Source organism: Kordia jejudonensis (assembly GCF_001005315.1).
Taxonomy (GTDB): Bacteria; Bacteroidota; Bacteroidia; order Flavobacteriales; family Flavobacteriaceae; genus Kordia; species Kordia jejudonensis.
In genome coordinates this window covers 65,947-81,266 of sequence record NZ_LBMG01000031.1, presented here as the reverse complement: position 1 = coordinate 81,266, position 15,320 = coordinate 65,947, and the positions used below count along the sequence as shown (strand labels likewise).

15 protein-coding genes are annotated in these 15,320 nt (G+C 32.9%); 7 read left to right on the top strand and 8 right to left on the bottom strand.

Annotated elements, in window-relative coordinates; genetic code table 11:
• Positions 1 to 131: 131 nt before the first annotated feature.
• On the bottom strand, positions 132 to 2,507 hold the full coding sequence (locus tag AA089_RS15475; RefSeq protein ID WP_046757890.1) for a heavy metal translocating P-type ATPase: 2,376 nt from the start codon (positions 2,505 to 2,507) through the stop codon (positions 132 to 134).
• 196 nt (positions 2,508 to 2,703) lie between these two features.
• Here AA089_RS15475 and AA089_RS15470 point away from each other — a divergent pair, with 196 nt between their 5' ends.
• Together AA089_RS15470 and AA089_RS15465 are read left to right on the top strand one after the other, a co-directional pair.
• Positions 2,704 to 3,837 carry a hypothetical protein gene (locus AA089_RS15470; protein ID WP_046757883.1) on the top strand — a complete coding sequence of 378 codons (1,134 nt, stop codon included), beginning with the start codon at positions 2,704 to 2,706 and terminating at the stop codon, positions 3,835 to 3,837.
• An 85-nt stretch (positions 3,838 to 3,922) separates the two neighbouring features.
• Positions 3,923 to 4,678, top strand: coding sequence for a hypothetical protein (locus AA089_RS15465; RefSeq protein WP_046757882.1), 756 nt, complete (start codon positions 3,923 to 3,925; stop codon positions 4,676 to 4,678).
• Between the two features lie 79 nt (positions 4,679 to 4,757).
• Here the strand turns inward: AA089_RS15465 and AA089_RS15460 are convergent, their stop codons facing one another.
• Positions 4,758 to 5,090 (bottom strand): single-stranded DNA-binding protein, encoded by a 333-nt coding sequence (locus AA089_RS15460; RefSeq protein ID WP_046757881.1) that lies wholly within the window; start codon positions 5,088 to 5,090, stop codon positions 4,758 to 4,760.
• A 235-nt stretch (positions 5,091 to 5,325) separates the two neighbouring features.
• Here AA089_RS15460 and AA089_RS15455 point away from each other — a divergent pair, with 235 nt between their 5' ends.
• The 4 genes from AA089_RS15455 to AA089_RS15440 are packed head-to-tail and all read left to right on the top strand — an operon-like array spanning position 5,326 to position 7,215.
• Positions 5,326 to 5,859, top strand: a complete 534-nt coding sequence (locus AA089_RS15455; protein WP_046757880.1) for a GNAT family N-acetyltransferase — start codon at positions 5,326 to 5,328, stop codon at positions 5,857 to 5,859.
• 2 nt (positions 5,860 to 5,861) lie between these two features.
• Positions 5,862 to 6,212: a hypothetical protein gene (locus tag AA089_RS15450; RefSeq protein ID WP_046757879.1), complete on the top strand. Its 351-nt coding sequence runs from the start codon at positions 5,862 to 5,864 to the stop codon at positions 6,210 to 6,212.
• A 1-nt stretch (position 6,213) separates the two neighbouring features.
• On the top strand, positions 6,214 to 6,519 hold the full coding sequence (locus AA089_RS15445; protein ID WP_046757878.1) for a hypothetical protein: 306 nt from the start codon (positions 6,214 to 6,216) through the stop codon (positions 6,517 to 6,519).
• A 6-nt stretch (positions 6,520 to 6,525) separates the two neighbouring features.
• Positions 6,526 to 7,215 (top strand): hypothetical protein, encoded by a 690-nt coding sequence (locus AA089_RS15440; protein ID WP_046757877.1) that lies wholly within the window; start codon positions 6,526 to 6,528, stop codon positions 7,213 to 7,215.
• A 1-nt stretch (position 7,216) separates the two neighbouring features.
• Here the strand turns inward: AA089_RS15440 and AA089_RS15435 are convergent, their stop codons facing one another.
• The 3 genes from AA089_RS15435 to AA089_RS15425 all read right to left on the bottom strand — a co-directional run bounded on the left by AA089_RS15435 (position 7,217) and on the right by AA089_RS15425 (position 9,150).
• Positions 7,217 to 7,687, bottom strand: coding sequence for a CBS domain-containing protein (locus AA089_RS15435; RefSeq protein ID WP_046757876.1), 471 nt, complete (start codon positions 7,685 to 7,687; stop codon positions 7,217 to 7,219).
• A 110-nt stretch (positions 7,688 to 7,797) separates the two neighbouring features.
• A complete protein-coding gene (locus AA089_RS15430) occupies positions 7,798 to 8,328 on the bottom strand; it encodes a hypothetical protein (RefSeq protein ID WP_046757875.1) in 531 nt (176 codons plus the stop codon).
• Between the two features lie 63 nt (positions 8,329 to 8,391).
• Positions 8,392 to 9,150 (bottom strand): helix-turn-helix transcriptional regulator, encoded by a 759-nt coding sequence (locus AA089_RS15425; protein WP_046757874.1) that lies wholly within the window; start codon positions 9,148 to 9,150, stop codon positions 8,392 to 8,394.
• Positions 9,151 to 9,320: 170 nt separating this feature from the next.
• On the opposite strand from AA089_RS15425, the gene AA089_RS15420 reads away from it, so the two are divergent.
• Complete coding sequence (locus AA089_RS15420) at positions 9,321 to 11,606, top strand: M28 family peptidase (RefSeq protein ID WP_046757873.1); 2,286 nt, start codon at positions 9,321 to 9,323, stop codon at positions 11,604 to 11,606.
• Positions 11,607 to 11,738: 132 nt separating this feature from the next.
• Here AA089_RS15420 and AA089_RS15415 read toward each other — a convergent pair whose 3' ends face one another.
• The 3 genes from AA089_RS15415 to AA089_RS15405 all read right to left on the bottom strand — a co-directional run bounded on the left by AA089_RS15415 (position 11,739) and on the right by AA089_RS15405 (position 15,160).
• Positions 11,739 to 13,808 (bottom strand): M13 family metallopeptidase, encoded by a 2,070-nt coding sequence (locus AA089_RS15415; protein WP_046757872.1) that lies wholly within the window; start codon positions 13,806 to 13,808, stop codon positions 11,739 to 11,741.
• A gap of 93 nt (positions 13,809 to 13,901) precedes the next feature.
• Entirely contained in the window at positions 13,902 to 14,423 is a 522-nt protein-coding gene (locus AA089_RS15410; protein ID WP_046757871.1) for a nuclear transport factor 2 family protein, read from the bottom strand.
• Between the two features lie 62 nt (positions 14,424 to 14,485).
• Positions 14,486 to 15,160 carry a hypothetical protein gene (locus AA089_RS15405; protein WP_046757870.1) on the bottom strand — a complete coding sequence of 225 codons (675 nt, stop codon included), beginning with the start codon at positions 15,158 to 15,160 and terminating at the stop codon, positions 14,486 to 14,488.
• Between the last annotated feature and the right edge of the window lie 160 nt (positions 15,161 to 15,320).

Sequence of the window (15,320 nt, the reverse complement as noted above, 5' to 3'; positions counted from 1 at the left end):
ACTTAACCTTTACAACTTCGAGCGCAGTCGATAAGTTAGTTAACGTATTACTTGTATTGAGTCTCGACTAGACATTTATTATGATTAGGAACTGATTGTCTTTAACACTTCGACTCAACTCAGTGTTCAATTTACGTAAGCTTTCTTCCTAGAAATGACGTGCAAATGGTCGTAAATATTACAATACTGATAGAACTCAACGGCATTAAAATTGCCGCAATGACTGGCGCTAATTGTCCCGTGATTGCAAAATACAATCCGATAGTGTTGTAAATAAACGAAAGCACAAAACTCCATTTGATGATTTTTATGGCAGATTTTGAAGCCTTAATGTAATTGTCTAATTGATTAAATTTTGAAGCATCTAAAATAGCGTCACAAGCAGGAGAAAATACATTAACATTTTCTGATAATGCGATTCCGACATCACTTTGTGCTAAGGCTCCAGCGTCATTTAAACCATCGCCTACCATGAGTACTTTTGCACCTTCATTTTGATGATATTTGATATATTCTAATTTGTCATCTGGTTTTTGATTGAAGATGAGTTTTGTTTTTGCAGGCAATAGTTTTTTTAAGTTTTCGCGTTCGCCTTCATTATCTCCCGAAAGGATCGCTAAATCGTAGGTTTGTTTTAGATTATTAAATAGTTTTGACAATCCTTTTCGATACGAATTGTAAAATGTATATTTTCCTCTGTATGAATCATTTGCGCTAATATGAACCGTTGTATTTAACACGCCTGTTTCTTCTGTATGACCTACAAATGTTGCCGCTCCAACTTTGATGTTTGTATCATGATAACTTGCGGTCATTCCTTTTCCTAAGTGTTCTTCAAAATGATCTAACGTTACAATATTATGTTCATCCAGAATGTTGTATAGTGTTCTACTCAACGGATGATTGGAACCACGTAATGTGTTTTTTAATACTATAGTTTCTGCACTTGTCAACACTTCGCCGTCATAACTTGCTGTACTTTTTTGATTGGACGTTATGGTGCCTGTTTTATCAAAAATTATGGTATTGATTGCCGCTAATTGTTCTATAACACTGGCATTTTTTACATAGAATTTCAACTTCCCAAAGATGCGTAATAGGTTTCCAAAGGTGAATGGTGCAGCTAAAGCAATTGCACATGGACAGGCGATAATTAACACCGCAGTAAATACATTCATCGCTTTACTAGGATCGTAATACAGCCAAAAAGCCGTTGCAACAAAGGCAATGGTTAACACCGTAAGTGTAAAATGTTTGCTGATCGTATTTGTTAGCGTTGTAAAACCTTCTTCTTTGTTTTTATCAAAAATGGCATTGCTCCACAATTGTGTTAGGTAACTTTGTTCTACCGATTTGATTGCTTCCATTTCTATGACACCAGCCGTTTGTTTTCCGCCTGCAAATATTTTATCACCTGATTGTTTTTGCACCGTTTCTGATTCTCCTGTGACAAAACTATAATCTATTTGCGCATTTCCATTGAGTAGAATTCCGTCGACAGGAATCAATTCTTCATTTCGAATGAGTAAACGATCGCCTTTTTCAATATCGTACACTTGTAATGGAGTTTCAATTCTGTTTTCAATTTTTGTAACTGCAATAGGAAAGTATGATTTGTAATCGCGTTCAAATGATAGAAAAGTGTATGTTTTTTGCTGGAAGAATTTACCTAGTAACAAGAAAAAAACCAATCCTGTAAGACTATCAAAGAAACCTGAGCCAAGATCAAACAGAATTTCTATCGAACTTCTGACAAATAATACTAAAATACCTAAGGCAACTGGCACATCTATGTTTAGTAATTTGGCTCGTAAACCTTTATATGCTGACACAAAATAGTCTTGTGCGGCATAAAAAACAACTGGAAGCGAAAAGACAAACATCAACCAACGAAAGACAGGTTTGTATTGTTCTATCCAAAATCCGCTAACTTGAAAATATTCAGGAAAGGATAAAAACATGACGTTTCCAAAGGCAAATCCTGCAATTCCTAATTTATAAATTAAGCTGCGATTCACTTTATTTTTCCCTGCTGAATAATCTTCTAAACTGATATAAGGTTCATATCCTATTTGACTTAATAAAATAACTACTTCTTTTAATGAAAAGGATTTTGCATTGTAGGTAATTCGAACTGTTTTTTTGCCAAAATTCACTTGTGAAGCTGAAATCTCAGGTTTGAGTTTGTGCAAATTTTCAAGAATCCAAATACAGGAACTACAGTGAATATGCGGAATGTACAAAGTGACAATTTGCGTTGTATCATCATTAAATTCTAATAATTTATCAATGATATTTTGCGCTGATAGAAAATCGTATTTCCCTTTTATTTCTGTTGGAATTGCTCCTGGAGAAGCTTGCAAATCATAGTAACATGATAAATCATTTTCTGAAAATAATTCATATACCGTTTTACAACCATAACAACAGAATGATTTTTCTTCTAGTTGTATGATTTCTTCCACACACGTATCGCCACAATGGAAACATGTAGTTTCTTTGTTCATAATATTGCTCATTTATACCTAACACAAATATTATGAATTGAGTAGTTTTAAAATATGATATTTGTCATGACTTGTTTTTTGTCATACGCTGTAATTTAAATTTATTAGAGCATTATTTTTTTTAAATATTACGGTAAACCGTAATTGTTTTATATAAATACATCTTTATTTAGCCAAAAAATTAAAAACCATTATTTTGAAAAAAACTTTTACCCTTTTCATTATTGTATTTATTTCTCATTATTTATCTGCTTCCTCAGAATCAATCCTTGTAAATGAATCGACCATAATTTTAGATTTTCAGCAGACAAAGGAACTCTTTTTTAGTTTTGCCGAAGGCGATCAAATTACCATTAGTTTAGAAATGGTTAAAGGAAAACATATTAAAGAAGTAGAAATTATTGAGTTACCATCAAATTCCATTTTTTCAGATTTTAAAGTACGTGAGTTAAATGAAAAACAAGTTTCGATTAGAAATAAAGGTATTTATAAATTTCGCTTTTTTAGCTCTTCTTTAACGAGACGTGTATGCAAAATTAAAATTCATCGAATTCCTGGACCAGAAAGTACTAAGGATTTTAATACTAATTGGAAATGGGAGGTACAAAAAGACACTACATATATTCCTTATACAATTGACAGTATCACAGGATATGATATTGTAAAATATATTGAACGAAGAAGAGAATTAGTGGCATCTAAAAAAGAAGAAGAATTAATAATGAACAGATCAGAAAGAGTGCATTCTCAAACTAATTTAGATAATAGTAATTCCACAAGTGTTAGGGTTGATTTACCCTACTTAACATCAACCGATTTAAGAGAAGAAAAGATAATTGCATGGGCGTATTGGATTGGTGTTGGAGAAGAAGCTAACGAAGCTTATACTAGAAATGTTGATGCAATAACTACTTTGGCTAAAGGTGTAGCTAGCTTCTACACTAGTCCGATTGGAGGTGTCGCAGTTGGCGCCATATCTGAATTATTACTACCAAATATAGGGGAAGATGTATCTTTTTGGTTCATTCCAAACTATGAAAATGTAGTATTATTTGAAAGCGGGCAAAGGTTTTCAGTATTTAATCAAGGAAAAGGAATTGCTGCTTATGGAAAAAACACAAATCTAAATTCAGGAACCTTCTATATTGGTTTAAATAACGATAATTTTAGTTTGGGTATAAATGTAAATATTAAAATTGTAGTCATTAAAGAAATTAAGGTTTATGAAAATAAAGAATATCAAAAAGAACGTAAAGATCCTATAAAAATTACACTTAATAAAAAGAGAATGCAAGTCAATACTACAAAAATTAGAGTGCCAGTTGAATGAAACTAAAATAGGATCAAATATCTTGTTTAACACTATTTCCAATCTTTTTCCTAACTTTAGTCGTGAAAACTAATACCGCTCTATTATGGAAACTGATCTACAAGTTTCAAAAAAGAAACAACTGAAAGAAACTGTATTTTTAATTCTTACCATGGTTGCTTTAACAGCCATTGCAATTTTCTTTTTAAAAAGTCATGCAGAAGATGAAGGAAAAGAACTTATGAAACCTATGAATGAAGTAAGCATGCTTCATTCGAAACAAGGAATTAAAGACTGTATTAATATTACTGAGAAACAGTCTCAAAATTTGATTATACTTAATAGTACATTACAGAAATATAAAGAACAACATGAAATTACCTTTTTAAAGTTATATGAGTATCATTTTACTTCTTCGACCTTATTTTTAGTATTTTCCATTTTATCAGCATTGGCGTTATTTTTAATTACACAAGAAGGTTGGAAAAATACCGCGCATCTTGTTAAAGTATCATTTTTAGTGTGTACTGCTTTTACTTCTTTCTTCGGATTATCGTTGAGTACTTTTGAACAAAAAATTAGTATTGATCAGAATGCAAATGCATATATTGATTACGATAATTTACAAAAGAAATTAATCAATTTTTGTGCGACTTCGTTAACTACAGAAGGTGATTCTATCAGCTTTGGTAAGTTGCACTCGAATATTATGAATGAAGCTAAAAATTTACATGGTTTTTATTTAGAGTTTGATGCTGAAAGTGTTGATGTTGCCAATGCTTTTAGTTTAGAGAAAAAGGAAAAAACACAACCTGTGATCACTAAAAAAGATACAATAGACAACAAAAAAGACGAAAAGTAATCTTAATTCTATATCTGTAAATCAGCGACCAATTCCAAAGAATCGGTCGCCTTACAGACCCACATTAGATTCAAAGAACCTATTTCCCCAGCATTAATAAATCATTTACTACAACTTCCGTAACATACCGTTTTTCGCCTTCTTTGGTTTCATACGAACGATTCGTCAATTTTCCTTCAATGGCAATTTCTTTGCCCTTTACTAAATATTTTTCTGCAAGTTCAGCCACTTTGTTCCACGCAACTAGGTTGTGCCAAAAAACATTTTCAATTTTTTCGCCTTGTGCGTTTTTATAGGTTTCATTCGTAGCAATAGAAAATTTTGCTAATTTCTTTCCGTCTTCTAAGGTGATGATTTCTGGATCGTTTCCTAAGTTTCCAATTAACTGTACTTTGTTTCTAAGTGTGTTCATAATGTATGTTTTAAATTTTATGTGTAATTGATATCGAATTGCTTTAGTGTTCGACAGTGCAAATATGAATCGGCTCACAAATTTTATTCGGTTTTAAAGCATTTGCTTTCGTTTACAAACATTTGTAAGCGTTTGCAAACGGAAAAATCAACGCTTATTGCTATTTTTCTACGCTTGTATAATTCTTTTTCTTAAATCATTCTTATTTAATACTTTGTAACCAAATTCAAAATTCATGGATATACATATTGAAACTGAACGACTTCGCATTCGCGCTTTATCAGAAAACGATTTGGATGGTATGTTTGCGCTCGATTCCGACCCAAGAGTACATACATATTTAGGCAATACGCCAATCACACATAAAGAAGAAGCCTTGTACTATATTAAAGATGTCAATACACAATATGCAGAACGTGGCATTGGACGTTGGGCTGTTGAACTTAAAGAAACTGGCGATTTTATCGGTTGGTGTGGCTTGCGTTTGTACACCGATTACGCCTTTAATAATCATACAAATTTTCATGATATTGGGTATCGATTACGACCTGAATTTTGGGGAAAAGGCTACGCCACAGAAGCTTCAAAAGCATGTTTACAATACGCTTGGAACGGCTTAAAACTTGATACAGTATACGGTATTACCGAAAAAGGCAATGAAGCTTCGCACAACGTATTGTTAAAGATTGGACTGACGTATGTAGAAGATTTTTATTATGCACCTTACAAAATGGAACTCCGTTGGTATGCCATTTCAAAACCTGAATAGTTATGAAGCAAAATTGTTTGGAATGTGGCGATAGTTTTAAAGGCAGAATCGATAAGAAATTTTGCAACGATTATTGTCGGAATGCATATAATAATCGACTTAATAAAGATGGAAAGAATTTAATTCGGAATGTAAATAATCGGCTTCGAAAAAATTGGCGCATTTTAGAAAACCTGAATATACATCAAAAAACAAAAACGATTAAAGCGAAACTTTTGGAAAAAGGATTTGATTTTAGTTACTTTACTTCTATCTATATTACAAAAGCTGGCACCACCTATTTTTATGTGTACGACCAAGGTTATTTATCACTAGATAATGATTATTATTTATTAGTAAAAAAAGAAGCATAGTATGAAAAAAGGTCGTGTCATTATTGGTGTTCTTTTAGTTTTAGCGTTGGTTAGCATTCGGTTGTATCGCAAGTATGAACGAGAAGAAACGCAAAAAGCTTCGCAACAAATCAATCAAGAAATTTATCAAAATGTGCAAAAACAGCAACGTGAAGCTGCCTATAAAGCACAACAAGAATTAGCACAACAAAAGCGGGATTCTGCCTTTAATGCTCGAAAAAAAGAAATGGATGCGAAGATGAAAGAAATGCAAGAAGCGGTAAAAAAACTAGAAGCAGAAGAAAAAAAGAAATTACAAACGAATTAATTTTATATGGATTTTTCTGAATTTTTAGTTCCTGGACTCATTATTATTGGTGTTGCCGTATTAATTTTTACTGGAATTTATTTTAGTGATAAGTATCGTATTTTACGCGAATTGAAAAAAGTACGGAGAAAACAAATTGGTAGCGCACGCGAAAACGAATATGTAAAGATTGTTGGAAAAGCCAAACATGCTGGTCAGCCTTTAATAGCTCCTTTAAGTAAACGCGAATGTGTATATTATGATGTAAAAATTGAAGAAAAAAGAGGAAAACATTGGCGCACTATTGTCGATGATGTTCGTTATTATGATTTTTTCATCAGCACAGGAACGGAGCATGCCATTGTACATATTCAAAAACAAGTTCCAAATAGTAAGCGGATTTACTTAGTTACCGATCATTCTTCAAGTTCTGGTACTTTTAAAAAAACTACACCTGAAATAGAACGCTATTTAGCATCGCATGGAAAGAAAAGTACTGGGTTTTTAGGAATGAACAGAACGCTTCGTTACAAGGAAAGTATTATTGAACTGGATGAAGAAATTGCCGTGATGGGAATTGGAAAATGGAAAACTGTTGATATTCCTTCCGATGGTTATTCTGATTCAAGAATTTTGACATTAACAGGTACAAAAGAACAAAAACTACTCGTAACGGATGCTCCAAAAGCCATGAAACGAGTAGATAGACGTTTGTAAATTATTTCCAGTTTTGTCCTTTGAGCTTCATTGCAGCTTTTAAGATGTCTTTTTGACTTATTTGTCCAACCAATTTTCCGTTTTCAACAATTGGAAAACGCCTTCTTTTGGATTGAATAAATTTATTTGCAGCATCAAAAATATCCAAATTTCCATCAATAGTTTCCACATCTTTTGCCATGTGTGCTTCAATGGTATTGTGCTCAAAAGGCATGTTATAATAACGACTATCCGAAATTTGCTTGATGCAATCGCCCTCAGAAATAATTCCGATCAATTCATTTTTTTCATTGACGACAGGACCGCCAGAAATTTTATGTTGAATTAACTTTTGAATGACTTCTTCCACAGTTTGCTGCGGTTGAAATGTGATTAAATTTCTAGTCATATAATCACTTACTTTAAATGCTTCTGCTTTATTTACATTATTTGTTTGTTCTTTTCGCGCACCTTGAAAACTTTTAATACCCATAATTTCTACGATTTAGTCTTTACTAAAGTTACTCATTTTTAATTAGTTAACACAAATCTATTTTGAAGTTATTTTTCAAGTGTATAATACGTAGCTGTTTTCTAACATAATTATTCTGCTTGTTTTTCCAATCGCATCTCAAAAAAAGGAAACCAATTTTTACCATCTGCCGAATATTCTCCTTTTTCAAGCCAAACACCTTCTTCTGAAAAATCTTCTCTAAACCGAATGGTGCCGCCTTGCTCATTTTTAAATGACCATTCTATTTTTTTATCTCCAATAAGTTTCATCTGGTTTTCCATTTTTCCTCCTGTAGAAGAAAAAGAAATCATTGTCATTGCCTGCTTTTCTTTGCTATAAGAGATCACACCAAAGGCATTATGGATTACTTTGCTTTTTTCCTCTTTATCGTAGCCCAAACCATCAATCATCAACAAGGTATTATCAACTTTAGGCGTTATGGTTTCTGTTTGTGTAAATTGTTTTTTTACTCTATTTACATAAATCCAACCTTCTCCTTTCCAAGTTCCTTTCATAAAACTTAGTTGATCGATTGTTGTTAAAGAATCTTGTGAAACAACTTCTTGCCCGAAACAAGAAATGCTTATAAACGTAATACAAATTAAAAGTAGTGTTCTCATGTTTTAGAATTTGTGTAAATATAAAATCAAGGAAGGAAATAAAATTGTAAAGTTGCGTCAGTTTTACACTAATGAAATAGTAATCGTTTTTAAATACGCTTCGTAATCTGATGCAGATCGTTTCATTTTTCTTTTAAATTCATTTATAAAATGTGATTGATCAAAGTAGTTATATTTATAGATAACATCCGTTTTTTTATTCTGATTTTCCAATAAATCTATCCATAAATTTCGTTGTTTTATATTGCTAGCAAATTGTCTCATCGAAATTCCAACTACAGCTTTAAACCGTTTTTGAATAACCCGAACGGAGAATGGAAGTTTTTCTATAATCACGCGAATTGGTATTCCTTGCGTTAACTCCAAACATATAAACTTGACCAAATCGTCTTTTTGTATGACCAGCGTATCAAATAGTAAAGAAAGGTCTTTTTCAACCAAATTAAGAGAAGAACTATATTCCGCTACATCTTTGTCAATATCTAAATAATTTGTAATTAAAGATGAAGCATCTATTGTTTCATTTATGATTTCATTTTTATGAAAAATATCAGGTGTAATCGCTAACCAAGGGTGTAATCTGATTCCAAAATAGATTGAATTAGGAAATATAGATTGATTAAATTTTTTAGTACGTGGACCTAAAATACGTATCCCTTTGTAATACGGTTGTTGAATAAAAACAATAGAAACAGTACTTTCAGGAAGTGTTTCATGTGCAACTGGAAAACTTACATTTTCATTCACTAACACATTAAAAACCCAGTAATTCTGAATGATTTCTTCTAAATAGGTACTAGGCAAAAATTCTTTATATTCCATTTGATCTTTTTTAAAATCAACTATAAAAGTTTATAATCTCTAAAATAAGGATAATAGTTTTTATTTGAAATTCATATCAGTAGCTAATGCTTGTTTGTAGATAATATTTTTTAGATCTACATAATATCCTTTAGTTTTTCTTATTTTTAGAAAACTTAACTAGCAACCTCATGAATCAATTAAAACCTCGCTATACGTTTCTTTCTTTTTTAATGGTAGCCTTAGCCGTTTACCTAAGTTTTAAGATGGCAATGCCACAAGAAACTTCCGAAGAAAAAGTTCCTGAAACAGAATTTTCTACCGTTCGTGCGTTTGCACATGTAAATGAACTTGCCAAAGAACCGCATTATGTAGGTTCAAAAGCTCATGCAGAGGTTCGAAATTATATTGTTCAAGAACTAAAAAAACTAGGTTTACAACCCGAAATTCAGGAAGGTTTTACGCTTGATAGTTGGGGAAATATTTCCAAACCTAAGAATGTTTTAGCTCGAATTAAAGGAAAAAGTAATAAGGAAGCACTTTTAGTATTGTCACATTACGATAGTGATCCACATTCTGCTATTGGCGCAAGTGATGCTGCAAGTGGAGTTGCTACAATTTTAGAAGGAATTCGTGCTTTCTTAGCCAAAAATGAACAACCTGAAAACGATATTATTCTATTGCTTTCTGATGGAGAAGAATTAGGTTTGAATGGTGCCGAATTGTTTGTAAATGAACATCCTTGGGCAAAAGATGTTGGTTTAGTGTTAAATTTTGAAGCGCGTGGAAGTGGCGGACCAAGTATCATGCTTTTGGAAACAAATAATGGAAATGCCAAACTTATCAAAGCGTTTAAAGATGCTAATCCACAATATCCTGTTGGAAATTCGTTGGCATATAGTATTTATAAAATGCTTCCGAATGATACAGATTTGACAGTTTTTAGGGAAGATGGAAACATTCAAGGATTTAACTTTGCATTTATTGACGATCATTATGATTATCACACCCAAAATGACAATGTAAAAAATTTAGATTTCAATACATTATCACATCAAGGAACGTATTTGATGCCGTTACTAGACTATTTTTCAAAACAAGATTTAACCCAAATGACCACTTCGGAAGATTTGATTTATTTCAACACACCTTTCGGATTTCACACATATCCGTATGCTTGGATTTTCCCAATGTTTATATTGGTTGTAATTATCTTCATTGGTATTATTATATATGGTTTGAAGAAAAAAATAGTGTCCGTAAACGGAATGATGAAAGGATTTTTACCATTTTTAGCAACACTTGTGGTTAGTTGCGTAGCAATCATTTTAATTTGGATGTGTATCAATTGGTTGTATCCACATTATGCGGAAATTCAACATGGATTTACGTACAACGGATATACATATATTTATATGTTTGCCTTTTTATCCTTAGGAATTGCTTTTTACACCTATCATAAATTAGGAAAAAATAACACAGCTGCGAACTTAACGATTGCGCCATTATTCTTTTGGATTGTCATTGCTTTGCTTGCCGCTTTATATTTAGACGGCGCCAGTTTTATAACGATTCCGATACTATTTAGTTTGCTGTCTTTAGTATGTTTGATTGTGAAGAAAAAAGAACGTCCATTTACAATTATATTGACACTTTTAGGAATTCCTGCGGTATTTATTTTAGTACCTTTTATTAAATTATTTCCTGTCGGATTGGGCTTGGATATTCTTGTCGTCGTTGGATTATTAATTACATTAATTATTGGATTGCTCATGCCAATTTTTGGACTGTACAAACGTAAAAAGTGGACGTCGTATGTGTTCTTTTTTGCAACATTGGTAACTTTTTTCATTGCACATTCAACAGCTGGTTTTTCAGAAACACGACAAAAACCAAATAGCTTGGTATATACATTAGATGCAGATAAAAATACGGCAACATGGAGCACGTATGATTTAAAATTAGATAGTTGGACCAAAAATTATATCAAAGATGAAACTAATGTGTCCAATACTAAAGAAGTGATGGACAGTAAGTATCAAGCTGGATTTACATACACACAAAAAGCGCCTGTAAAAGCTATTCCGATGCCTTTGATAGAAACTTCAAAAGACACTGTTTATAACAACCTTAGACATATTGATGTAAAGATTACACCACAACGAAACGTGAATCGTATGGAAGTTTTTGGTGTAGGAAAAACTTTGGAAACATTACAAGTTAATGGAATTACTTTTGATAAAATTCCACGATTACGCAGTAGACGTTTGGTGAGTTATTATGTTTCAGATAATGAGCCGTTAACCTTGTCTTTTACGGTAAAACCGAATGAAAAACCTGAATTTATCATTTATGAAGCTTCTTTTGATTTAATGACAAATTCGTTGTTTTCTATTCCAGAACGATCAAAAAATATGATGCCAAGACCTTTTGTATTGAATGATGCTGTTTTAGTAAAGAAAACGATTCGTTTATAGTTTTTATTTAGATGATAGAAGAGATTGTTTATTGCATCTCGACTGCGCTCGATGTGACAATTCAGAAGATTTATGATAATAAAAAAAGCCTGAACTTTCATTCAGGCTTTCGTATATATTCATTTGATTGTTTTACCAAATTCGAACTCTATCTTCCGGAGCAAGGTACATTGCATCTCCTTCTTTGATATCAAATGCTTCGTAGAAAGCATCGATATTTTGAAGTGGCACATATGCTCTGTATTGTCCTGGTGAGTGTGTATCTGTTTTGATACGTGTACGCAATGCTTCATCTCTCATTTTTGTTCTCCAGATGGTTGCCCAAGAAAGGAAGAAACGTTGTTCGGCTGTAAATCCGTCAATTTTATCAGGTCGTCCGTTTTCTTTGATATGACGTTGCAATCCATCATACGCACCTAAAACGCCACCTAAATCGCCAATATTTTCACCTAACGTAAATTTACCATCGATGTACAGACTGTCTAACACTTCAATTGCACTAAATTGAGCAGCCAATGCATCTCCTCTTTTAGTGAATTGCTCTAAATCAGCATCTGACCACCAATTTTTAAGGTTTCCGTCTGCATCAAAACGCGCTCCAGAGTCATCAAAAGCATGTGAAATTTCATGTCCAATTACAGCACCAATTCCTCCATAGTTGACAGCTTCGTCAGCTTCATAATTGTAAAAAGGTGGTTGTAAGATGGCAGCCGAGAAAACGATTTCATTGTTTAAAGGATGGAAATATGCATTTACCGTTTGTGGCAAAATTTCCCATTTAGATTTATCAACTGGCTCATTGATTTCTGCAAGATTCTTTTTTAAGCCCCAATTTCCAACGGCAATCATATTTTGGTAGTATGAATTTCCTTCTTTTACTGCCATTGTTGAATAGTCTTCCCATGAATCAGGATATCCAATTTTTACAGTGAATTTGTCTAATTTTTCAATGGCTTTGAGTTTCGTGTCTGCACTCATCCAATCTAAATTTTGAATACGTGTTTTATACGCTTCAATAACATTAGCAATCATTTTCTCGGCTTTCGCTTTTGCTTCTGGTGGAAATTTAGCATCAACATATAGCTGACCAATTGCTTCTCCTACTGTTCCGTTTACCGCAACTAATGCTCTTTCTTTCTGATCGCGTTGTTTTATTGCGCCATTTAGTTCTTTTGCATAAAATTCCCAATTTGCATTGTCAATATCAGTGGTTAGTTGTCCTGACACACTATTTAAAGTAGACCAACGCATCAATGTTTTGATGTCTTCAATATCGGTAGTTGTAAAAATTTCTTGTAGTGCCGCCATGTATTTTGGTTGCGTTACAATCACTGTTTCAAACTTTTTTGTTCCTAAGTCTGTAAATAGTTTTTTCCAGTCAATTACAGGTACCATTTCTCCTAATTCTGTAATAGATTTTGGATTGTTCATCTTACGCATGTCTCTGCTTTCTACTTTGCTAAGACGTGGTTTTGCTAATTTAGTTTCTAAGGCTAAAACGGTTTCTGCGTCTTTTCTAGCTTTGGCTTCATCATCGCCTAAAAATTGTAACATACGTGTAATGTGTGCTACATACTTTTTTCTAATATCTTTTGATTTTTCATCTTGCTCTAGGTAGTAATCTCTTTCTGGCAAACCTAATTCGCCAGCCGTAAGATACGGAGCATTCATTTTACTGTCAGATAAGTTTGGGAATACAGATAATCCCATAAAAGGTGCTGAAACTTCAATTGGCATTGTTGCCAAAATAGTTTGCATATCATTTATATTTTGGATTCCTGCGATGGCTTTAAGTACAGGCTGTATTGGCGCTATTCCTGCTTTGTTTCTGGCTACGGTATCTAACATCGTATTGTAGATCATTAGTGCTTTTGCTTGATCTGAATCTGACGCATATTTCCCGCTTTTTCCTGCTTCGTCTAAAATGGCTAATACATCATCATCTGTCTTTTTACGCAATACTCCAAATCCTCCCCAAGAAGTTCTGTCTTCTGGAATTTCAGTAGTTTCCATCCATTTTCCGTTTACATATGTGTAGAAATCATCTTTTGGACTTACTGAGGTATCCATATATTCAAGATTGATTCCAGGCACTTTTGCCACTTCCGCAGTTTTAGTGTCTTCTTTCTTTTCTCCCTCACAAGAAAAAAGAAAAGCACTTGCAGTTATACAAAGTGCTAATTTTAAGCTAGTTGTCTTCATTTTTGATTGATTTAATTCAGATTTATATCATTTAGTAGAATAAACACGATTTATGTTACTGAGATTTACGACATTAACATTTATTTAAGATTTCTAATACTTTGCTTTTAAGATAGAATCGTTTTCTTTTTTGAGTTTTACTACTTCCGTAACGTTATCATTTGGAATGGCAATTGAAAGTACATAGTGTGAAATTTTCCAAGTGTCATTCACTTTTTTGAGTACTCCAGAACCTCTACATAATTCCATTTGCGTGTCTAGTAGTTCATCAAACCAAGCGAGATCTCCATATTCTGAAATGAAGACGTTTCGTTCTAATGCCGTAAAACTCCACGCTTTTCCTTTGTCGAAATATGGTTTTGAAAAGTCTTTGAAATCTTCATTTTTCCAATTTTCGGTAGCGTCAGTTCCAATAAAGATGGCATCATCGGTCATTTTGGAAAAGTATGCATCAAAATTTGCATCTGCAGCAGCTTTGTGCCAAGCATCTACGACTTCATTGATTGCTTTTTTACTTTTTTCTGCACGAAAACTATCAACTTGTTTTCTTGCTTTTTCAGTATCGCACGAAACGGTAACTGCTAGAATAGTGAGCAATAACAGTAATTTTTTCATTTGTTAGGTGTTGGTTTATGAGCGATTGTGTTCGCTAGTAATACATATATAATTATGAAACTTTACTCGTTTTCTTCTTCGGATGTTGTTTGCTGTTGCAATACTTTTTTAGCCTTTGGTTTCGGCTTCTGCTGTACTTTTGGCTTTTCAGTGATGGTAGATTTAAAGATTTCTTTAGTAGGTTTTTCAACCAACGTAGAATCTTTGGGTAACGAATTGCCAAGTATTTCTCTAGGATCAATGCCTTTTTCGGAAGCTTCTTGTATTTGATAACATATGGCATGAAACACCCGATTCATTTCTACTATTTTCTTTGAAATGTCTTCATTTGTTACGGCTTCATCGCCAGCATCATCTTGAAGTTTTAGCGCTTTTGTTTTGAGCACTAAAAACCTGCTACGAATTTGTGTTTTGTCCAAATCATCAGGAAATTGTTTGTCTTTAATGGCTTCAATATTTGCCGCCAATTGTCCCAAATCTTCAACAATAGCAAACCGAGAACTCGCATTGACGAGTCGCATACTTTCATTGATGGTTTTGAACTCTATCCAGTCTTGCACTAATTTCTTTTGCGTAGCGTTGAGTTCTTTGAGTTTTCCTTTTTTAGGAATATTCAATTTATTTTTAGCTATAAATTCTTCTTTGTTTTGCGTAGCTTCTTCTCTCGTATTTTGTTGCGCTTCCTCACACGCAAAAAAAGTAAAAACGACGAATATGTATGTAATGACTTTTTTCATTAATTCTTTACAATCTGATCTGTTAACGAACTATAAACAAATATAGCTAGTTTTTTAAGTTTGAGTGTGTTTTTAACAAAGTTTACCAATCTAAGGCATTGTATTTTATGAATTTATCAAACAAATGTCGATTTAATTTCATTTTTCTCAGAAACCAGAA

Bases quoted from the DNA above. Each gene is read 5' to 3' on its own strand.
- AA089_RS15475 (WP_046757890.1), bottom strand. From the start codon at position 2,507: ATGAACAAAGAAACTACATGTTTCCATTGTGGCGATACGTGTGTGGAA.
- AA089_RS15465 (WP_046757882.1), top strand. From the start codon at position 3,923: ATGGAAACTGATCTACAAGTTTCAAAAAAGAAACAACTGAAAGAAACT.
- AA089_RS15460 (WP_046757881.1), bottom strand. From the start codon at position 5,090: ATGAACACACTTAGAAACAAAGTACAGTTAATTGGAAACTTAGGAAAC.
- AA089_RS15455 (WP_046757880.1), top strand. From the start codon at position 5,326: ATGGATATACATATTGAAACTGAACGACTTCGCATTCGCGCTTTATCA.
- AA089_RS15450 (WP_046757879.1), top strand. From the start codon at position 5,862: ATGAAGCAAAATTGTTTGGAATGTGGCGATAGTTTTAAAGGCAGAATC.
- AA089_RS15445 (WP_046757878.1), top strand. From the start codon at position 6,214: ATGAAAAAAGGTCGTGTCATTATTGGTGTTCTTTTAGTTTTAGCGTTG.
- AA089_RS15440 (WP_046757877.1), top strand. From the start codon at position 6,526: ATGGATTTTTCTGAATTTTTAGTTCCTGGACTCATTATTATTGGTGTT.
- AA089_RS15435 (WP_046757876.1), bottom strand. From the start codon at position 7,687: ATGGGTATTAAAAGTTTTCAAGGTGCGCGAAAAGAACAAACAAATAAT.
- AA089_RS15430 (WP_046757875.1), bottom strand. From the start codon at position 8,328: ATGAGAACACTACTTTTAATTTGTATTACGTTTATAAGCATTTCTTGT.
- AA089_RS15425 (WP_046757874.1), bottom strand. From the start codon at position 9,150: ATGGAATATAAAGAATTTTTGCCTAGTACCTATTTAGAAGAAATCATT.
- AA089_RS15420 (WP_046757873.1), top strand. From the start codon at position 9,321: ATGAATCAATTAAAACCTCGCTATACGTTTCTTTCTTTTTTAATGGTA.
- AA089_RS15415 (WP_046757872.1), bottom strand. From the start codon at position 13,808: ATGAAGACAACTAGCTTAAAATTAGCACTTTGTATAACTGCAAGTGCT.
- AA089_RS15410 (WP_046757871.1), bottom strand. From the start codon at position 14,423: ATGAAAAAATTACTGTTATTGCTCACTATTCTAGCAGTTACCGTTTCG.
- AA089_RS15405 (WP_046757870.1), bottom strand. From the start codon at position 15,160: ATGAAAAAAGTCATTACATACATATTCGTCGTTTTTACTTTTTTTGCG.